The following is a 19,414-nucleotide window of genomic DNA, read 5'->3' on the forward strand; positions in this document are numbered from 1 at the left end:
GCCGGGGGGTATCGCCAAAACGGTTTACGGGGAGGGGGCCGAGGGGGTGGGCGCGGGTGTCGCCCCCGGGCGGTTGGACTCGGGGAGATGGCGGCTGACCTCGGCGGTCGTCAGGCCCAGGCCGCCCAGGGTGATCTCGTCCCAGGCCTGGAGGCGGCGGGTGTCGCGGTCCAGGTAGAGGAGGGAGGCGCGGATCTTCTCGGGTTCGCCCTTGCCCTCGACGGCGCGCAGGCCGCCGCCGCCCGTGGAGCCCTCGACCATGAGGCGGGTGCCCTTGGGGAGGGTCTCGTTCTTCCGGGAGTGGGTGTGGCCCGCGAGGGCGAGCGGGACCTCGCCGTCGGTCTGGGCGGCGGCCAGGGGGTTGTGGGCCACCGCGATGTCGACGGGGGTGCCGGCGGCCTTCTGGTTGCGCAGGGAGGCGGCGAGCCGGACGCCCGCGACGCGCTCGTCGACGTCGCCCTGGGGCCTGACCGAGCGGTCCGGGGTGAACTGGGGGTCGCCCGTGCCCGCCACCCGCAGGCCGCCCGCGACGGTGACCGCGCTGCCGTTGTCGAGGACGTGCACGTTCTTCAGGCGCGACAGGTACGCCTGGGTGGCGGCCGAGTCGTGGTTGCCGCGCACCCAGAGGTAGGGGGCGCCGAGGTCGGGGATCGGGTCCAGGAAGACGTTCTCGGCGCTGCTGCCGTGGTCCATGGTGTCGCCCGAGTCGATGATCGCGTCGATGTCGTACTGCTTCACGAGCGAGCTGATGATGTGCCACGACGCGGGGTTGAGGTGGATGTCCGAGACGTGCAGGACCCGGTAGGTCGAGGGGGAGGGCCGGTAGGCGGGGAGGGTCGAGGCGGCGTCGTACAGCTTGGTGACGTTGGTGACCAGGCGGGCCAGTTCCTGCTGGTAGACGTCGAACTCGGTGACGATGCTGCGGGCGTCGCCCACGACCGAGGGCGCGGAGGAGAGCAGCCCGGAGAACTTCGGCTCCAGGACCGACTTCGGGTTCCAGGTCGCGTACGCGGTCGCGCCCGACGCGGTGAGGAGCGCCAGCGCGAGCCCGCCGGCGGCCAGCGCGCGGCGGGGGCTGCGGTAGACGGCCAGGCCGAGGGCGGTGGCGCCCGCGAGGACGGCGGCGCAGGAGCGCAGGGCGAGGTTGAGGGTGCCGGACTCGACGTCCTTGGTGATCTCCTCCTGGAGGCCGGATATCCGCTCGGGGTGGTTGACCAGGGCGGCGGAGCGCACCGGGTCGAGCCGGTCGACGTCGACGTCGAGCCGGATGGGGGCGGTGTGCGAGTCCAGCTCCAGGGCGCCCAGGGGCGAGACGTTGATCTTGGTGCCGCCGGTGAGGGAGGGACGCAGCGTCATGGTGGTGTCGACGGGGCCGACCGGGGTGCGGACGTCCCCCACGGTGAGCAGCCCGAGCCAGGCACCGAGCAGCACGACGGCGAGGAGTCCGAGGCCCCGCGCCCAGGGGTGCGGAACGGGCTGGAGATCGGCACGGGCAGAACGAGGGCGAAGCCGGACTCGGGCCATTGGGGGCGTATGCCCGTGGGCGCACGGAGCTATGCCGCCACAGGAAGCCGCCCCCCTCCAGGGCCACACGCCTGCGCCGATCCGCGACTCCGCCGCAGGGCCACGCACCCCCAGGGGCGCGGGGAACTGCGCGACCAGCCACCCACCCACCCGCACGGACCCGTTCACAGCCCCGCAGGGTTTAGGTGAAGGGGCGGGGCTGGGGACCCCATGCCCCGGCGGGGCAGACCCGAACGCCCCCAACACCGGCCGAAGCCACCCGCAGAAAGGTGCGGGCAAGCGGGGACCCCGCAGAATGGACCCGTGCTGGAGATGACGCGTGAGGAGTTCGAGAACCTGGTCGCCGAGGCGCTGGACCGGATACCGCCGGAGTTGACGCGGTTGATGGACAACGTCGCGGTCTTCGTGGAGGACGAGCCCTCCCCGGACGACCCGGAGCTGCTGGGCCTGTACGAGGGGACCCCGCTGACCGACCGCGGCGAGTGGTACGCCGGTGTGCTGCCGGACCGGATCACCATCTACCGGGGCCCCACCCTGCGCATGTGCGAGAACCGCGAGGACGTCGTCGCGGAGACCGAGATCACCGTGGTGCACGAGATCGCCCACCACTTCGGGATCGACGACGAGCGGCTGCACGCCCTGGGCTACGGGTGAGCGCGGTACGGGAGCCCGTCGACCCCGATGTCGACCTGCGGGCCGCGCCCGAGCCCGCCCGCCTGCTGCCCGTGCTCGCCGCCGTCTCCCTCGGCGGCGCCCTCGGCGCGAGTGCGCGGTACGCGGCGCTGCTCGCGTGGCCCGTGTCCGGCGGGGGGTTTCCGTGGGCGATGTTCGGGATCAACGTCGTGGGGTCCGGGCTGATCGGTGTGCTCATGGTGCTGGTCGTGGAGAGCGGGCGGCGGGCGCACCCCCTGGTGCGCCCGTTCCTGGGCGTGGGCGTGCTCGGGGGCTTCACCTCGTTCTCGACGTACGCCATGGACCTGAGCGGGCTGCTGGCGCGGGGCGAGCTGCTCGCCGCCGTCGGCTGTCTGCTCGGGACGCTCGCCGGGGCGCTGGGCGCGGTGTGGGCCGGGGCCGTGCTGACGCGGCGGGTGTGCCGGGGGCGTGGAGGACGTACGGCGTGAACTGGTTGCTGGTGGTCGTCGGCGGGGCGCTCGGGGCGCCGCTGCGGTATCTGACGGACCGTGCGGTGCAGGCGCGGCACGATTCCGGCTTTCCCTGGGGGACGTTGACGGTGAACGCCGTCGGCAGTGTGGTGCTGGGCGTGGTGACGGGGGCGGTGGCGGTGGGGGCCGCGTCCGACTCCGTGCAGCTGCTGGTCGGGACGGGGCTGTGCGGGGCCCTCACGACGTATTCGACGTTCAGTTACGAGACGCTGCGGCTGGCCGAGACCGGGCAGCGCCTCCTCGCCGGGGCGAACGTGGCGGTGTCCGTGCTGGTCGCACTGGGTGGGGTGACGGCGGGCGTGGCGCTGGGGCGGGGCCTCGGGGGCTGAGGCCCCGGTCGTACGACGTCTGTACGAGCCGTGCGGTGCGGCCGTACGGGGTGTGGTGGCCCGGTGGTGGTCGCGTGCCCGCGCGTGTCCCCGGCGGGGCGAAGGGAGTTGAGAGGGACAGACCCCAACTCGCCGTAACGGCTCCGGGAGTGTCGCAGGGGCATGTCGCAGGCCCGTGCGCCGGCACCCCCGTGCGCCGTCGTCCCGGAGGTGCGCCCGTGCGCCAGTTGCCCACCCCTGTCCGACTCGCCGCCGCGATGCTCGCGGTGGCGGCCTCCGCCGGTTGCATGAGCGTCAGCGACGACGAGGGCAAACCGTTGCCCGCCCGTCCCGCCGCCAAGCAGGAGCAGGCGGGGCCGGACGGCGGCGGCGCCGCGGTGGGCGGCGAGGGCCAGGGCCGCCGCGACGGCGGGCCCGTGTCGCGCGGCGAGGGCGGCGAGGGCGCGGACCCCAAGGGCGGCTCGTCGGCGAACCCCAGCGCCTCCCCGGGCCCCGAGGCCACCCCGTCCGGCAGGGCCGGGGCGTCGCCGGGCGCCACGCCGTCCCCGGGGGCCGGTGGCGGCCGCGCCACGCCGTCCCCGGGGGCGCCGACGCCGTCCGCGACCCGGCACAGCGAGCAGCCGCCGGAGCCGACCCCCACGCCCACCCGGCCCGCCGAGCCGACCCCCACCCCGAGCGAGCCCGAGCCGCAGCCCACACCGCCCTCGGAGACACCTGCGGCGCAGAACCGCGCGGCGGACTCCCCGTCGCCGGTGAAGTACCGGCAGGTGCGATCGGGGCCCGTGGAGAAACAGCAGGTCGCAGCCGTGTAGCGGAGTCGATTTGCCAGGTGTGGGGGAGGGTGCGTATGGTTATAGATCGTTTGATCCCATTGCCCGGCGCCGACACAGAAGAGCGCCGTGTGGCGCGTACTCTCCCTTGCCGTGGCTGACCGCATAGAGGCGGTTTCACTTGCGATTCACGGAGTTTGGGCGCGTGCCGAGACTCCGAGAGGTTTCGCATCCGCATGTCTGTTTCCAGTTCTGACCGCACCGCCATGCCCGCTGACGAGGCGATTGACGCCGTCGTCACCGAGGCTGTCGAGACGGTCGACACCCCCGCGACGGAAGCCCCCGTCGTGGACGCCACCGAGGTCGTAGAGGCCGCCACCGAGATCGTCGAGGCCGCCGAGGCCGAGACCGCTCCGGTCGCCGCCGAGGCCAACGAGGCCCCTGCCGCCGAGGCCGACGACCAGGTCGAGGACGAGGACGACGCCGAGCCCGGCGTCACCTTCGCCGACCTGGGCCTGCCCGAGGGCGTCGTGCGCAAGCTCGCGCAGAACGGCGTCACCAGCCCCTTCCCGATCCAGGCCGCGACCATCCCGGACGCCCTGGCCGGCAAGGACATCCTGGGCCGCGGCCGCACCGGCTCCGGCAAGACGCTGTCCTTCGGTCTGCCGACCCTGGCGCAGCTCGCCGGTGGCCAGACCGAGAAGAAGAAGCCCCGCGCGATCATCCTGACCCCGACGCGTGAGCTCGCGATGCAGGTCGCGGACGCCCTCCAGCCGTACGGCGACGTGCTCGGCCTGAAGATGAAGGTCGTCTGCGGCGGTACGTCGATGGGCAACCAGATCTACGCCCTGGAGCGCGGCGTCGACGTCCTCGTCGCCACCCCGGGCCGTCTGCGCGACATCATCAACCGCGGCGCCTGCTCGCTGGAGAACGTGCAGATCGCCGTTCTCGACGAGGCCGACCAGATGTCCGACCTGGGCTTCCTGCCCGAGGTCACCGAGCTGCTCGACCAGATCCCGGGCGGCGGCCAGCGCATGCTCTTCTCCGCCACCATGGAGAACGAGATCGGCACCCTGGTCAAGCGCTACCTGTCCAACCCCGTCACGCACGAGGTCGACAGCGCGCAGGGCAACGTCTCGACCATGACCCACCACGTCCTCGTCGTGAAGCCGAAGGACAAGGCGCCGGTCACGGCCGCGATCGCCGCCCGCAAGGGCCGCACGATCATCTTCGTCCGCACCCAGCTGGGCGCCGACCGCATCGCCGAGCAGCTCCAGGACTCGGGCGTCAAGGCCGACGCCCTGCACGGCGGCATGACCCAGGGCGCCCGTACCCGCGTTCTTGAGGACTTCAAGAAGGGTTACGTCAACGCGCTCGTCGCCACCGACGTCGCCGCGCGCGGTATCCACGTCGACGGCATCGACCTGGTCCTGAACGTAGACCCGGCCGGTGACCACAAGGACTACCTGCACCGTTCCGGCCGTACGGCCCGCGCGGGCAAGTCCGGCGTCGTCGTCTCCCTGTCGCTGCCGCACCAGCGCCGTCAGATCTTCCGGCTGATGGAGGACGCGGGCGTCGACGCCTCGCGTCACATCGTCGGCGGCTCGGGCGCGTTCGACCCGGAGGTCGCCGAGATCACCGGCGCCCGTTCGCTGACCGAGGTCCAGGCCGACTCCGCGACCAACTCGGCCAAGCAGGCCGAGCGCGAGGCCAAGGAGCTCACCAAGGAGCTGGAGCGCGTCCAGCGCCGCGCCACCGAGCTGCGCGAGGAGGCCGACCGTCTGGTCGCCCGTGCCGCCCGCGAGCGGGGCGAGGACCCGGAGACCGCTGTGGCCGAGGCCGCTGCTGCCGCCGAGGCCGAGGCCCAGGAAGAGGCTCAGGCCGAGGCCGCCGCTGCCGCCAAGGCGGCGGAGGAGGCGCGTCAGCGCCGTGACGAGCGCGGCAACTTCGAGCGCCGTGACGACCGTGGTGGCTACCGCGGCAACAACGACCGTGGCGGCGACCGTGGTGGGTTCCGTGGCGGCGACCGCCGTGACGACCGTGGCGGCCGTTCCTTCGAGCGCCGTGACGACCGTCCGGCCGGTGGCGGCTTCCGCCGTGACAACGACCGTCCGTCCGGCGGCTTCCGTCGCGACGACCGCGGTGACCGTCCCACCGGTGGTGGCTTCCGTGGCGGCGACCGCCGTGACGACCGGGGTGGCGACCGTGGCGGCTTCCGTCGCGACGACCGTCCCTCGGGCGGCTTCCGTGGCGGCGAGCGCAGCGGCAGCGACCGCCCGGCGGCCACCGGCTACCGCGGCAACGACCGTCGTGACGACCGTCCGGCCGGTGGCGGCTTCCGCCGTGACAACGACCGTCCGTCCGGCGGCTTCCGTCGCGACGACCGCGGCGAGCGTCCCACCGGTGGCGGCTTCCGCGCCGGCGGCAGCGACCGTCCGTTCAACCGCGACCGTCGTGACGAGCGCCCCTCGGGCGGCCGTTCCTTCGGTGGCGGCGGCGACCGCCCGTACGGCCGTCGTGACGACCACCGTGGTGGCACGGGCACCGGCACCGGTTCCTTCGGCCGCCGCGACGACAAGCCGCGCTGGAAGCGCAACGGCTGAGTCAGCCTGAACTCCGTGTTCTCCGTATGAAAGACGGGCCCGCTCTGCACGAGCGGGCCCGTCTTTCTGTGACGTCTTCCTGTGGCGTCTTTCTGCGACGTCCGCGGTGCTCTTCCCCGCCTGCGCCGCCGGACCCCGCCGCCTTCCGGCCGTGGACCGGGCCGCCGTCTCGGGCGGGTACGTCGACAACGCCGTGGGAGCAGCGGGGTCGTGCGGTTATGCTGGGGCGCGCGGGCCGCTAGCTCAATTGGTCAGAGCAGCAGACTTTTAATCTGTTGGTTGTGGGTTCGAGTCCCACGCGGCCTACCGCCCACGGCCCGACCGGCCTTCCAGCCGGTCGGGCCGTTCTGCGTCCGGGGGTGCCCTCAGGAGGCGCAGCGGTTGAGTGTGCCGCTGTCCAGGGTGGACTTCTCGGCGATCAGCCAGCCCTCGGTCTTCGTGCCGGAGATGCGGCCGTAGATCCATGTGTTGGCGTACGCGTTGGTGACGTAGCAGTGGAAGTAGACCTTGGTGCCGGGCTTGACCGTCGTCACGAACGAGCACTCCGCGTACGGCCCGGTGTAGAGGTGGGTGGTCTTCGACGCGCGGCCGTAGCCGTCGCTGCGGTTCGAATGGGCCCAGCCGGAGCAGGACTTCGACACCGGGGTGGGGCCGGGCTGCGGGGGAGCGGACTTCGCGGGGGGCGGCGGGACCGCGGTGTGCCGGTCGCCGGCGCCGGGCGGCGGGGTGGGCCCGCCCTTCGTCGGGGAGGCGCCCGTCGGCGTCTTCCGGGTGCCTCGGGACGGGGTCTTGTCGGGGGCCGTGGAGGGCAGGGTTCCCGCCGGGGGCAGGTCGTCGGCGTCGGGCCCGGTGTCGGCACCGTCGGGGGCGGCGGGCGCGCCGGACGAGGGGAGCGCCGTTTTCGGGTCTTCGGCCTGGTCGCCCCGGGCGTTCACCAGGGCGAAGACGGTTCCGCCGCCGATGAGGACGGTCGCGGCGGCCACGGCGATGACGGTACGAGTGCGGCGGCGGGCGGCGGCGGCCTTGGGCACCGGGTGGGTCGAGTGGGACGGGTGCGTCGGGCCCGCCGGGGTGGTCGGGTGCGTCGGGTTCGTTGGGTTCGTTGGGTGGTGCGACGAGTGCGACGAGTGTGGTTGGTGCGGCTGGTGTGCCGGGGGGCCGTACGCGCCGGGAGGCGGCCCTGAGGGCGCGCCCGGTCCTGGGGCGGAGGGGACGTGTCCCTGCGGCGGGAGGGGAGGGCCGAAGCCGGGCGAGGGCGACGGAGCGGGCGACGGTATCGGCCCCGATGTCGCGGACGGCGGCACGGGCGTCGGCTCAGGTGCCGCGGACGGCGCCACGGGCGTCGCCGGCGGCGCCACGGCCGTCACGGGCGGCGCCGCGCTGAGGCCCGTGTCCTGGCCCCGCGCGACCGCCTCCAGCAGCTCGCGGGCCCGGGCCGCGTCGGGGCGGCGCAGCGGGTCCTTGTCCATCAGCGCCCGCAGCACCGGGGCGAGCGGCCCCGCCCGGGTGGGCTCCGGCAGCGGTTCGCCGACGATCGCGGAGAGGGTGGACCACACCGACGTACGACGGAACGGCGAAGCGCCCTCCACGGCCGTGTACAGCGTCATGCCGAGCGCCCAGATGTCCGAGGCGGTGCCCGGCACCCGGCCCTGGGCGCGCTCCGGTGCCAGGTAGTCGAGGGAGCCGACGATCTGGCCGCTCTGGGTCAGGTTGGACAGGGCCTCGTCGTCGGGGGTCTCCAGGCTGGCGATGCCGAAGTCGGTGAGGACGACCCGGCCGCCGCGCTCCAGCAGGACGTTGCCGGGCTTGACGTCCCGGTGCAGCACCCCGACGCGGTGCGCCGCGTCGAGCGCGTCCGTCAGCCGGGCGCCGATCGCGGCGGCCTCGCGCGGGTCGAGCGTGCCGCGCTGGGTGAGCACGTCGTCCAGGGAAGGCCCGTCGACCAGCTCCATGACGATGACCGGCAGCCCCTGCTCCTCGACCACGTCGTGCACGGTGACGACGCCGTGGTGGTGGATGCGGGCGGCGGCCTGCGCCTCCCGCCGCATCCGGGAGCGCAGCTCGGCCAGTTCCGCCGGGGAGGCGTCGGTGTAGGACCGCAGGACCTTGACGGCGACCTCGCGGTTCAGCAGCTGGTCCACGGCCCGGGCGACCACGCCCATGCCGCCGCGCCCGATGATCTCGATCACGCGGTACCGCCCGCCCAGCACCTCGCCGGTCAGATCCGCGCCGTTCGCCCCCGCCACCTGTCACACCCGTTTCGTCGCGCTGTTCGCCTTCGGTCACGTGCGGCACCAGGGTAGGGGGCGGGTGCGCGGCAACGTGGTCGCGAGGGGTGCCCGCGATGGCGTAGGCTGGTGTTTACCGACGCGGGGTGGAGCAGCTCGGTAGCTCGCTGGGCTCATAACCCAGAGGTCGCAGGTTCAAATCCTGTCCCCGCTACTGGATAGGCAGAAGGCCCGGAATTCTTAAGAATTCCGGGCCTTCTGCATTTCCCCTTTCCGCCCCGAGAACCCTCACATGTCCCCCACATGGCGGACGCCGATTCGCCGTACGGCGCGGCTCCGGCCAGCCTGGGTGGGGAGCGGTACCGTCCGCACCCGGTGTGGACCTGGGCAGGAGAGCTGACGGTGGCGGGGTACGGGCGCGACGGACGTGGCGACGACGCGAGCGGTGGGCTCGGCGAGAGCACGCCCGGGGCACCTGGTGCATCCGGAACATCCGGTGCTCCCCGGGAGAGCGGGCGCAAGACGCGGCGGTTCGTGCGGGCGCTGCCCGCGCTGATGATCGTCGGCGGTGTCTTCTTCGACGCGATGACCCCCTCCGACTTCACCTCCTCGCCGCTCTTCGCGGCCGCCCCGCTGGTCGCCGCCCCGTTCTTCTCGCTGGCCAACACCGGACTGACGGCGTTCGCCTCGGTCCTCGCGGTCCTCGGGCTGCGGGTCGCCGACGACGTGATGACGACCGTGGTGGGCGTGACGGAGCTGGTCACGGTGCTGACCGTGTCCGTGCTCGCGATCCTGATCAACCGGGTCGTACGGCGCAGCGGGCGTCAGCTCGCCTCGGTGCGGGTCATCGCGGAGGCGGCGCAGCGGGCCGTGGTGCCCACCCCGCCGGACCGCATCGGCGGCCTGGAGATCGCCGCGCGGTACGAGGCGGCCGAGGCCGACGCGTTCATCGGCGGCGACCTCTTCGCCGTGCAGGACACGCCGTACGGGGTGCGGCTGGTGGTGGGGGACGTGCGGGGCAAGGGGCTGGAGGCCGTCGAGGCGGTGGCGGTGGTGGTCGGCGCGTTCCGGGAGGCGGCCGAGACGGAGGGCAGCCTGGAGGGCGTCGCGCAGCGCCTGGAGAGGGCGCTGGAGCGGGAGGGCACCCGGCGGGACGGGCTGGACGCGCTGGAGGGGTTCACCACGGCGGTGCTCGCGGAGATCCCGCGCGGCGAGGGTCTCGTACGCCTGGTGAACCGGGGGCATCCCGAGCCGCTGCTGCTGTACGCGGACGGGGAGCTGGACGTGCTGGAGCCGGAGGAGTTCGCGCTGCCGCTGGGGATGGGGGACCTGGGCGACTGGCCGGACCGGGCGCGGGAGTTTCCGTACCCGCCGGGCTCGACGCTGGTGTTCTACACCGACGGGCTGTCCGAGGCGCGGGACGAGGCGGGTACCTTCTACGATCCGGCGGTGCGGCTGCGGCGCTCGCTGTTCCCCGGGCCCGACGCCGTACTGGACGCGCTGACCAGTGACGTACGGGTGCACACCGGCGGCACGCAGACCGACGACATGGCGCTGCTCGCGGTGGCGCGGCCGGGGGTGGGGCAGCCGGCGCGGCGGCGGACGGTGGAGATCGTGAAGCGGCCGTGAAGGGCCCCTGGGACGGGCGATACAGCTGAGACGGCGTCAATTCGCCACCAGATAGGCTGAAATGTCTTGGCCAAAGGCGGCTGCACAGCGTTAAGGATCAACGGGAACAGCTTGGAATTCCGGTCACGTGTCTATTAACGTTCGATAACGCAGCACGGTCGTCCCAGCCGTCGTCAGAGGCGGCGCCGTGCGCGTGCGCCGAATTCCGTGAGGAAACCGGGGAACCACCATTTGGGGTGAATCGGGCCCACCAGGCCCGTAGGAGACCTTCCTGCTCCGAACCCGTCAGCTAACCCGGTAGGCGAGAAGGAAGGAAAGGAGCGCGCCTCCGTGGCGTCCAACAGGCCTGCCCCCGCAGCCCCCGCTTTCTCGTACCAGGCTTATGGAGTCCCCAGCGACGAGTACGAGACGGGACCCGGCACCGGGGACACCGCCGTTCTCGCTCCGGAAGCTCCGCAGGTCTCGCAGGTCACGCAGGTCACGCAGACCCACCAGATCCCGCAGATTCCGCAGCAGCGGCGCGGCGGTTTCGAGGGCTTCGCCGAATTCGACGCCCCTGACGGGTCCTTCGCCGCGGACACGGCTTTCGCCCCGGACGCAGCCTTCGCCCCGGACGCCCCCGAGGCCTCCGCCGACGAGTGGAACCCGACCGCGGACTCCGTCGCCCCCCTGCGCGGCAAGCACCGCGTCGCCAAGCAGCGCGGTTCCCTCGCCCGCAGCTCCACCGTCCTGGGTGTCGGCGTGATCGCGGCCGTGGGCGCGGGCGGCATCGCCACCGCGCAGGACAAGCCGCCCGTGTCGATCTCCCTGCCGGACCAGATATCCGAGTCCCTCGACTCGCTCGCGGACTCGCTGCCGGACGCCAAGTCGCTGCCGGGCGTGGGTTCCCTGCTCTCCGACTCCGGTACGGAGAAGGCCGAGGAGGACGCCGCCGACGAGGGCGTGGTCGTCGCCGCGGCCCCCGCCGCCGCCACCCCCGCCTCGACCGGGCAGCAGCCCACCGGCGCCGGGGAGAGCCTGCGCGCCCGCATCCTCCAGCAGGCCGAGCAGCAGCGCTCGGTGGCCGACGAGGCCGCCCGGCAGGAGGCCCGCGACCAGGCCGTGAAGGACGCGGCGGCCGAGGCGAAGCAGGCACAGAAGGACGCCGACGCCAAGGCGGAGAAGGCCGAGAAGGAGAAGGCGGAGAAGGAGGCCCGGGAGAAGGCCGCCGCCGAGGCCAAGGCGGAGGCCGAGCGCCTCGCCAAGCTGGCCGCGAGCTACTCGCTGCCCACCTCCTCGTACACCCTCACCTCGACCTACGGCCAGGCCGGTTCGATGTGGTCCTCCGGGCACCACACCGGTCTCGACTTCGCCGCCCCGACGGGCACGCCGGTCAAGGCCGTGCACGGCGGGACCATCAAGTCGGCGGGCTGGTCCGGTTCGTACGGCTACCGCATCGTGCTGGAGCTGAACGACGGCACCGAGATCTGGTACTGCCACCTCTCGCAGATGAACGTCGCGGCGGGCGGCGAGGTCTCCACCGGCCAGACCATCGGCAACGTGGGCGCCACCGGCAACGTCACGGGACCGCACCTGCACCTCGAAGTCCACACCCCCGGCGGCGACGGCGTCGACCCGGCGGCCTGGCTGCGGGGCAAGGGCCTGTCCGTCTGACCGCACTGTCCCTCTGACCGCACCGTCCGGCCCGTCCGGCCGATTCGTGGCCGGTGCACGGAATACGTCCGGCGGGCGTCGGGGTTGTCGTACGACATGACTTCCTCCCCTCTTCGCCCGCTGGGCACCTCCGGTCTCGACGTGTTCCCGCTCGCCCTCGGCGGCAATGTCTTCGGCTGGACCGCCGACCGCGACCAGTCCTTCGCCGTCCTCGACGCCTATGTCGCCGGGGGCGGCAATTTTGTGGACACCGCCGACGCCTACTCGGCCTGGGTACCGGGCAACGAGGGCGGCGAGTCCGAGACCGTCCTCGGCGCGTGGCTGGCCGCCCGGGGCAACCGGGACGACGTCGTCCTCGCCACCAAGGTCGGTGCGCACCCCTCGTTCAAGGGCCTGTCCGCCACCACCATCAAGGCCGCCGCCGAGGAGTCGCTGCGCCGCCTGGGCACCGACCACATCGACCTCTACTACACGCACTTCGACGACCCGACCGTGCCGGTCGAGGAGATCGTCGGCGCGCTCGACCAGCTCGTACGGGACGGGAAGGTGCGCGCGGTGGCCGCCTCCAACATCAGCCCCGACCGGCTGCGGGAGTCGCTGGACTTCGCCGAGCGCGAGGGCCTGGCCAAGTACAGCGCGCTCCAGCCGCAGTACAACCTGGTCTCCCGCGACACCTACGAGGGCGAGCTCCAGGAGGTCGCCTCGCAGGCGGGCCTCGCGGCCGTCCCGTACTACGCGCTGGCCTCCGGCTTCCTGACCGGCAAGTACCGCGTCGACGGCGAGGCCGTGCAGAGCCAGCGCGCCGAGGGCGCGGGCAAGCACCTTCAGACCGAGCGCGGCCGCAAGGTCCTGGCCGCGCTGGACGAGGTGGCGCAGGCGCACGACACCGAGGTCGCGTCCGTCGCCCTGGCCTGGCTGGCGTCCCGCCCGACCGTCGTCGCCCCGATCGCCAGCGCCCGCACGGTCGAGCAGCTGCCGGCCCTGCTGGCGGTGGCGGACCTGACGCTCACCGACGCCGAGCTGTCGAAGCTGACGGTCGCTTCGGCCTGATCAGTAGGTCTTGTACGGGTTGTACGCGGCCGCGTAGGCCGGGTGGTACGGCGGCGGGAGCAGCCGTATGCGGCCGGTGATCTGGGCCGCGTACACCAGCGCCGGGCCCGCGATCCGCTTGCGCTCCCACAGGCGGTGCAGCAGCTCCCGCTCGCGGGCCTGGAAGACGGCGGCCAGCTCCGGGGTGGCCGCCCCGCGCCGGGCCCGGTAGCGCAGGAAGGCCAGTGCGGTCGCCGCCTCCTCGTACTCGGCGACCGCCTTCGCCGCACCGGGGCCGTGCACCCGGGCGGCCTGCCCCTGGGCGATCGAGCGGGCCCGCATCGAGGACAGGGCCAGCGGCTCGGCCGGGTCCAGCCAGCCCGCGGCGGCGTACGCGGGCAGCTCGGCGGAGAGCAGCCGCAGTTCGCGCTGCCGCGTCCAGATCGCCAGCCAGGTCAGGAAGGCGAAGACCGGGACCATGACCAGCCCGTACACCCCGTAGAAGGCCAGCGGGCCGAACGAGGCCGAGCCGTTCCACAGCGCGTGCATCCCCATCGCCAGCAGCAGGCCCGTCGCCGGGAGCAGGAAGCGGCGGATGCGCACCCAGGCGCGGCCCCGCATCCGGCGGGTCGGGGTGAGCGCCACCAGACCGAAGCCGATGCCGGTGAGCACCGTGAACAGCGGATGCGCGAACGGGGACATGATGACCCGCACGAAGAAGGTCCCGGCCGTCACCGACCCCAGCCCCGAGAAGCCGAACTCCTGGTCCTCGCCGAAGGCGTTGCCCAGGTAGAGGATGTTCTCGGTGAAGGCGAAGCCGGTCGCGGTGAAGCCCGCGAAGACCACACCGTCCACGATTCCGGTGAAGTGCCGTCTGCGGAACAGGAAGATCAGCAGGATCGCCGCCGCCTTCGCGCTCTCCTCGACGACCGGGGCCACCAGCGTCGCCCCCAGCGTGTCCGCACTGTCGGGGTCGGCGGTGGCCACGGCTATCCAGTGCACCGCGAAGCTGTTCGCGGTGATGGCGACCAGGGCCGCGGCGCAGGAGCCCCAGGTGAACGCGAAGATCAGGTTCCGCCAGGGGCCCGGCTCGACCCGGTCCAGCCAGCGGAACGCGAGCACCAGCAGCGGCACCGGGAAGACGGCGAGACCCAGGCCCACCAGGAAGCCCCGGGTGCCGGTCTGTTCCCGTACGAGAGCGAGCAGGACCAGGCCCGAGAGGGCCAGCAGCACGATCAGCGTGGTGGCGCGGACCGCCCGGTTCCGCCAGAAGGCGTGGTGCCGCAGGTTGCGCAGGCGGCCGGGCCTGCGGGCGTCACCGGGGGCACGACCGGCCGCCGCGGGCACCGGCTCGGGGGCCGGGGCCGCGGGCGGCGGAGTCGATGCGTACGTCTCGTACATCCAACGACCCTAACGACTGCCACTGACACTCGCGATCGTGTTCGGACAGTCGCCGGGGGTCAGCGGTCCGTCAACTCGGGTGCGGGACGCGGCGGAACATCAGGTCGTGGACCTTGTGGCCCTTGTCCAGGCCCTGGCCCTCGAAGCGGGTGAGCGGACGGAAATCGGGCCGGGGGGTGTAGCCGCCGTCCGCCTGGGTGTTCTCGAAGTCCGGGTGCGCGGAGAGGACTTCGAGCATCTGCTCGGCGTAGTTCTCCCAGTCGGTCGCGCAGTGCAGCACGGCGCCGGGGGCGAGCCGGGTCGCGGCGAGGGAGAGGAACTCCGGCTGGATCAGGCGGCGCTTGTGGTGGCGGGCCTTGGGCCAGGGGTCGGGGAAGTAGACGCGCAGGCCCGTCAGGGAGTCGGGGGCGAGCATCTCGCGGAGCAGGATGATCGCGTCGCCGTTGGCGACCCGGACGTTGGAGAGGTCGTTGCGCTCGGCGAGGCCGAGGAGGTTGCCCTGGCCGGGGGTGTGCACGTCGACGGCGAGGATGCCGGTGGACGGGTCGGCGGCGGCCATCTGCGCGGTCGCCTCGCCCATGCCGAAGCCGATCTCCAGGACGACCGGGAGCCCGCCGAACATCGCGTCCAGGTCCAGGACGCGCTGCCCGTCGATGTCGATGCCCCGGGTCGGCCACCACTTCTTCAGGGCCTCGCCCTGGCCGGTGGTGACCCGGCTGCGGCGCGGCTGGAAGCTGCGGATGCGGCGCTCGAAGTGCGAACCGGCGGGGTCGGGGGAGGGGCCCGTCCCCTCGGGGAACATGCGGAGCGCCCTCGGACGCATCCGCTCGGCCCGGTCCTCGGCGGCGGCGCGCTCGGCGGCGCGGCGGGCGGCGGCGGCCTGGGAGGGGCCGGGGGTGCCGGCGCCGGCACTGGCACTGGCTTCGGCGGGCTGCTGGGCCTGCTGGGCCTGCGGCTCGGCGGTCTGCTCGGCCTGCGGCTCGGGGCTCTGGGGCATCGTGGGGTTCTCGCTGTTCTCGGACACAGTGCTTCCGATTCTACGGAGCCGCCCTCGGCGTGGCCGCCCGCGCGACCTTGCCCGGGGCCCCGTCGGTGCCGCACTCGGCACGGGGGTTGCCTGCGGCGCTGCCCCAGCCCCGCCCCTTCACCTAAAGCGCTCGGCCGCGCGGCTGGGTGGTGGGCTGGCGTTTCGCGCAGTTCCCCGCGCCCCTTTCAGGGGCGCGGGGAACTGCGCGAGCAACCACGACGCACCCGCACGGAACCGTTCACAGCCCCGCAGGGTTACGGGAAGGGGCGGGGAGGGGAGAAATCCGCCCCGGCACCGGGTGCCGACCCGATCCCGCCCAGCCCGGGAGGGCTACCGCCCCACCCGTTCGCCCGCCAACACCCCCAGCACCCTCCTCGCCACCTCCCGCCCAATCGGCAGCGAAGCCGTCGCGGCGGGAGAGGGCGCGTTCAGCACATGCACCGTCCGCGGCGCCTCCCGGATCAGGAAGTCGTCCGCAAGCGTCCCGTCCCGCAGGACGGCCTGCGCCCGGACTCCGGCGGGGGAGGGGGTCAGATCGGCCTCCGTGACGGCCGGAAGCAGCCGCCGCACCGCCTCCGTGAACGCCCGCTTCGACAGCGACCGGTGCAGCTCCCCCGCCCCGTACCTCCAGTGCCGCCGCGCTATCCGCCAGGACCCGGGCCACGCCAGCGTCCCCGCCAGCTCGGCGGGCCGCACCATACCCCAGTCGTATCCCTCCCGCGCCAGCGCCGGCACGGCATTGGGCCCGACGTGCACCCCGCCCCCGACGCCCCGCGTCAGATGGACGCCGAGAAAGGGGAAGGCCGGGTCCGGCACCGGATAGACCAGGCCGCGCACCAGCTCCGGGCGGGCCAGGTCGAAGTACTCGCCGCGGAAGGGCACGATCCGCATCCCGGGGGAGTCCCCGGCCAGCCGCGCCACCCGGTCGCAGTGCAGCCCCGCACAGTTGACCAGCGCCTTCGCCCGCACCACCGTCCCGTCGGCGCAGCGCACCGCGACGCCGGACGCGCGGCGCGCGATGACCCGCACCTCCGCCCCGTACCGCACCTCGGCCCCCGACGAGCGGGCCAGCTCCTCGGTCACCCGGCCGTAGTCGCACACCCCCGTCGAGCCCACGTGGATGGCGGCGAGGCCGCGCACCTCCGGCTCGTACTCCTCGATCTGGGCGGGGCCCAGCTCCCGCACCGGGATGCCGTTGAGCCGTCCCCGCTGGACCAGCGCGTGCAGCCGGGGGAGCTCGTCCCGCTCCGTGGCGACGATCAGCTTGCCCGTCACCTCGTGCGGAATCCCGTGCTCCGAGCAGAACTTGATCATCTCGGCGGCGCCGCGCACCGCGTACCGCGCCTTGAGCGAGCCGGGGCGGTAGTAGATCCCGCTGTGGATCACCCCGCTGTTGCGCCCCGTCTGGTGGCGCGCCGGGCCCGCCTCCTTCTCCAGCACCACGACCCGGGTGCCGGGCGCCGCCCGTGTGATGGCATGCGCGGACGCCATCCCGACGATGCCGCCGCCGATCACCAGCACGTCGCAGTCATGACTCATCGCTGCCACCTCCCACCCCGAATAGTGCACTGGCCCACTGACAATGCCGTCAAACCCCGTGGACGGGAGTTATGGCCAACGCCACGTGCTTCCGCCGTGCTGCCACGTGTCACGTGCGGTGCCGACAGAACCCCGCAGCGGGGTCGCGCTCACCCTGCCCCGGCCGTCCCGCCCGTTACGCCGGCGCCACCAGCAGCGGCCGCGCCCGCTCGCGCAGCTCCACCACGCGCGGCTCGTCCCCGTACGGCTCCAGGCGGTGCAGCAGGTCCCGTACGTACTCCGTGGTGCGCGCCGAGGAGATCCGGCCCGCCACCTCCACCGCGCGCGTGCCCGCCGCGCAGGCCGCGTCCAGGTTGCCCGACTCCAGTTCGGCGACCGCGCTCACCACGAGCCGCAGTCCGTGCGACCGTACGAACTCCTCCGTCGGCCGCGACAGCGCCTGCTCGGTGAACCGCCGGACCTGGCGCGGGAGTTTGAGGTCGCGGTAGCACTCGGCCGCGTCGGCGGCGAGCCGGTCGTACGAGTAGAAGCCCAGCCAGGACGGGTCCGCGTCGCCCTCCCGGGAGCGCTCCAGCCAGCCCTCCGCCGCCTTCAGCGCCGCCCCGGCCGCCACCGGGTCGCCCGCCTTCGCGTGCGCGCGCGCCTCCACCAGGCGGAAGAAGCTCATGGTCCGGGCGGTGGCCAGGCCCCGGTTGCGCTCCAGGGCGGCCTGCGCGAGGTCGACGCCCTCGTCGGCGAAGCCCCGGTAGGTGGCCTGGAGGGACATCGACGCCAGTACGTACCCGCCCAGGGGTACGTCCGCGGCCGCGCGGGCGAGCCGCAGGGCCTGGATGTAGTACCGCTGGGCGGCCTCCTGCTGACCGGTGTCGAAGGCCATCCACCCGGCGAGCCGGGTGAGTTCGGCGGTCGCGCCGAAGAGCGAGCGGCCCACGTCGTCGCTGTACGAGCCGAGGAGGAGAGGGGCCGCGTCCACCCGCAGGCACTCCGGGACCATCGAGGAACGCCAGTCGCCGCCCCCGTACTTGGAGTCCCAGCGCCGTGCGTCCTCGGCCGCCTCGCGCAGCTTGGCCACATCGCTGTGGCCGACCCGTAACGGCGTCGCGTCGGGCGAGGCCTCGGCGAGCGTGGAGTCACGGGCCACGGAGGAGTCCGCCGGGGTTATCAGCCAGCGCGAGGCGGGCGTCGCGTACGCGCTCACCGCGAACGACCCGGCCAGCGACTGCCAGATCCCGCCGCTGCCCGCCCGGCGCCCGGCCAGGTCGAGGCGGTACAGCTCCGTCGCGTGCCGCACCGCCACACCCACGTCCCGCGGGAAGGCGAGCCCGACCTCGGGGGCCGGATCGGCGTCCGCCAGACCGATCTCGTGCAGCGGTACGGGACGGCCCAGCTTCGCGCCTATCGCGGCGGCGATGAGATGCGGGGCGGCTCCCTGCGGAACCATGCCCTTCGACACCCACCGCGCGACCGACGTCTTGTCGTACCGAAGCGTCATCCCGCGTTGCGCACCGAGGTCGTTGACCCGGCGTGCCAGCCCGGCGTTGCTGATTCCCGCGAGGGCGAGAACCGTGCCGAGCTTGTCGTTCGGCCCGCGTTGCTCCCTGGACATTGCGCCACCCCTCACGCAGACGGCCGCCGCGGGCCCGGCATAGGCTCGCGGCATTCGTAAACCCAGCGTAGTTCGCCGCATCCCAAGCGTTAAGGGCACGTGTCCCGTATGGCGAGATTGTTGCCCGGGTGAGTGCTTCCGGGTGGGCGGAGAGGAACGTTCCGCCCGATTCGTGCTCCCTGTGTGTGGCCGTGCGCCCGCCCGTGCGCTCTTCTCGGCCTTGTCCGGTGGGGCTTCCATGGACGTGCGTGGGTCGGCCCGCTGCACTGGACCCAGTGGGCTGGGGGACGCCGCCACCTTCATCCCCGCGGGTGGCGGACCGGTCCGGGAGGCGAACAGCGCCTCCCGGACTGCATGCGCGTGCGCCCAAGTTGGCCGGATGTATACGCTGCCCCCCTGCGGACCGCTCCCCGGAGCCCCCTCGACCTCCGGGACCGCCCGCCCCGCTTCCCTCCGTCCCCCTTGGGCTCTGCCCCCGTTCCCTGCAGCCCCCTTGGGCTCCGCCCACCGTTCCCTGCAGCCCCCTTGGGCTCCGCCTCTTGCGGCCCCGCCTCCTTGGGCGACGGGGGTCGCCCTCCCCTCGGTTCCCCGTAGCCCCCTCGGTTCCCCGTAGCCCCCTCGGGCGGCGGGGCCGCCCCCCCGCCTCCTTCCCCCAGCCCCCTTGGGCGGCGGGGCCGCCCCCCGGGGGCGGGACGGGCGGGCAAGGGGGCGGCCCCTCCCGCTCCCGGCTCACCCGGGTGCCGCCCCTTGGTCCAGCCCCGGCACCGGGTGCGCGTCCCAAGGGGCCCCGGCCCACCCCCGTACCGGACATGCGGCCCCGCCCGGCTCAGGCAGAGAGGCCCCGGACCCGCCCCTTTCCCTAAAGCGCTCGCCGCGCGGCTGCATAAGGGTTCCCGTGCGGGTGGGTGGGTGG

14 protein-coding genes, 2 tRNA genes and 1 riboswitch are annotated in these 19,414 nt (G+C 73.5%); of the genes, 10 read left to right on the top strand and 6 right to left on the bottom strand.

The annotated features are described in order from the left end of the window. Positions 1-24: 24 nt before the first annotated feature. Positions 25-1,524: a metallophosphoesterase gene (locus ACIO3O_RS26685; protein ID WP_401749982.1), complete on the bottom strand. Its 1,500-nt coding sequence runs from the start codon at positions 1,522-1,524 to the stop codon at positions 25-27. 303 nt (positions 1,525-1,827) lie between these two features. Between ACIO3O_RS26685 and ACIO3O_RS26690 the strand changes: the two genes are divergently transcribed. The 6 genes from ACIO3O_RS26690 to ACIO3O_RS26715 all read left to right on the top strand — a co-directional run bounded on the left by ACIO3O_RS26690 (position 1,828) and on the right by ACIO3O_RS26715 (position 6,695). Further along, on the top strand, positions 1,828-2,178 hold the full coding sequence (locus ACIO3O_RS26690; RefSeq protein WP_401749985.1) for a metallopeptidase family protein: 351 nt from the start codon (positions 1,828-1,830) through the stop codon (positions 2,176-2,178). Next, positions 2,175-2,645, top strand: a complete 471-nt coding sequence (locus ACIO3O_RS26695; protein ID WP_401749988.1) for a fluoride efflux transporter FluC — start codon at positions 2,175-2,177, stop codon at positions 2,643-2,645. Before ACIO3O_RS26690 ends, ACIO3O_RS26695 begins: the two co-directional genes overlap by 4 nt. Next, a complete protein-coding gene (gene crcB, locus ACIO3O_RS26700) occupies positions 2,642-3,016 on the top strand; it encodes a fluoride efflux transporter CrcB (RefSeq protein WP_401749989.1) in 375 nt (124 codons plus the stop codon). Before ACIO3O_RS26695 ends, crcB begins: the two co-directional genes overlap by 4 nt. A gap of 218 nt (positions 3,017-3,234) precedes the next feature. After that, positions 3,235-3,828 (top strand): hypothetical protein, encoded by a 594-nt coding sequence (locus ACIO3O_RS26705; RefSeq protein ID WP_401749990.1) that lies wholly within the window; start codon positions 3,235-3,237, stop codon positions 3,826-3,828. A 194-nt stretch (positions 3,829-4,022) separates the two neighbouring features. Further along, positions 4,023-6,389 (top strand): DEAD/DEAH box helicase, encoded by a 2,367-nt coding sequence (locus tag ACIO3O_RS26710; RefSeq protein WP_401749992.1) that lies wholly within the window; start codon positions 4,023-4,025, stop codon positions 6,387-6,389. Positions 6,390-6,621: 232 nt separating this feature from the next. After that, positions 6,622-6,695: transfer RNA gene (locus ACIO3O_RS26715), tRNA-Lys, on the top strand. A 59-nt stretch (positions 6,696-6,754) separates the two neighbouring features. Here the strand turns inward: ACIO3O_RS26715 and ACIO3O_RS26720 are convergent. After that, positions 6,755-8,635 (bottom strand): protein kinase, encoded by a 1,881-nt coding sequence (locus tag ACIO3O_RS26720; RefSeq protein WP_401749994.1) that lies wholly within the window; start codon positions 8,633-8,635, stop codon positions 6,755-6,757. Between the two features lie 122 nt (positions 8,636-8,757). On the opposite strand from ACIO3O_RS26720, the gene ACIO3O_RS26725 reads away from it, so the two are divergent. The 4 genes from ACIO3O_RS26725 to ACIO3O_RS26740 all read left to right on the top strand — a co-directional run bounded on the left by ACIO3O_RS26725 (position 8,758) and on the right by ACIO3O_RS26740 (position 12,949). Beyond that, positions 8,758-8,831: transfer RNA gene (locus ACIO3O_RS26725), tRNA-Met, on the top strand. 188 nt (positions 8,832-9,019) lie between these two features. Further along, positions 9,020-10,246, top strand: a complete 1,227-nt coding sequence (locus ACIO3O_RS26730; protein WP_401750024.1) for a PP2C family protein-serine/threonine phosphatase — start codon at positions 9,020-9,022, stop codon at positions 10,244-10,246. A 186-nt stretch (positions 10,247-10,432) separates the two neighbouring features. Then, a riboswitch (cyclic di-AMP (ydaO/yuaA leader) is annotated at positions 10,433-10,565 on the top strand. An 11-nt stretch (positions 10,566-10,576) separates the two neighbouring features. Further along, positions 10,577-11,899, top strand: coding sequence for a M23 family metallopeptidase (locus tag ACIO3O_RS26735; protein ID WP_401749995.1), 1,323 nt, complete (start codon positions 10,577-10,579; stop codon positions 11,897-11,899). Positions 11,900-11,995: 96 nt separating this feature from the next. After that, on the top strand, positions 11,996-12,949 hold the full coding sequence (locus tag ACIO3O_RS26740; protein WP_401749997.1) for an aldo/keto reductase: 954 nt from the start codon (positions 11,996-11,998) through the stop codon (positions 12,947-12,949). On the opposite strand, the gene ACIO3O_RS26745 is transcribed toward ACIO3O_RS26740, so the two are convergent. From ACIO3O_RS26745 to ACIO3O_RS26760, 4 genes are all read right to left on the bottom strand, one after another. Then, positions 12,950-14,329, bottom strand: coding sequence for a PrsW family intramembrane metalloprotease (locus tag ACIO3O_RS26745; RefSeq protein WP_401749999.1), 1,380 nt, complete (start codon positions 14,327-14,329; stop codon positions 12,950-12,952). A gap of 70 nt (positions 14,330-14,399) precedes the next feature. Next, complete coding sequence (trmB, locus tag ACIO3O_RS26750) at positions 14,400-15,353, bottom strand: tRNA (guanosine(46)-N7)-methyltransferase TrmB (RefSeq protein ID WP_401750002.1); 954 nt, start codon at positions 15,351-15,353, stop codon at positions 14,400-14,402. Positions 15,354-15,686: 333 nt separating this feature from the next. After that, positions 15,687-16,895 (bottom strand): L-2-hydroxyglutarate oxidase, encoded by a 1,209-nt coding sequence (gene lhgO, locus ACIO3O_RS26755; RefSeq protein ID WP_401750005.1) that lies wholly within the window; start codon positions 16,893-16,895, stop codon positions 15,687-15,689. A 175-nt stretch (positions 16,896-17,070) separates the two neighbouring features. After that, complete coding sequence (locus tag ACIO3O_RS26760) at positions 17,071-18,501, bottom strand: MFS transporter (RefSeq protein ID WP_401750007.1); 1,431 nt, start codon at positions 18,499-18,501, stop codon at positions 17,071-17,073. Between the last annotated feature and the right edge of the window lie 913 nt (positions 18,502-19,414).

Source organism: Streptomyces sp. NPDC087440, assembly GCF_044744005.1.
Lineage (GTDB): Bacteria > Actinomycetota > Actinomycetes > Streptomycetales > Streptomycetaceae > Streptomyces.

What these genes read in the sequence shown, in the direction of transcription:
- ACIO3O_RS26710 (WP_401749992.1), top strand. Translation starts at nt 4,023, where the DNA reads ATGTCTGTTTCCAGTTCTGACCGCACCGCCATGCCCGCTGACGAGGCG.
- ACIO3O_RS26745 (WP_401749999.1), bottom strand. Translation starts at nt 14,329, where the DNA reads ATGTACGAGACGTACGCATCGACTCCGCCGCCCGCGGCCCCGGCCCCC.
- lhgO (WP_401750005.1), bottom strand. Translation starts at nt 16,895, where the DNA reads ATGAGTCATGACTGCGACGTGCTGGTGATCGGCGGCGGCATCGTCGGG.
- ACIO3O_RS26740 (WP_401749997.1), top strand. Translation starts at nt 11,996, where the DNA reads ATGACTTCCTCCCCTCTTCGCCCGCTGGGCACCTCCGGTCTCGACGTG.
- ACIO3O_RS26760 (WP_401750007.1), bottom strand. Translation starts at nt 18,501, where the DNA reads ATGTCCAGGGAGCAACGCGGGCCGAACGACAAGCTCGGCACGGTTCTC.
- ACIO3O_RS26685 (WP_401749982.1), bottom strand. Translation starts at nt 1,524, where the DNA reads ATGGCCCGAGTCCGGCTTCGCCCTCGTTCTGCCCGTGCCGATCTCCAG.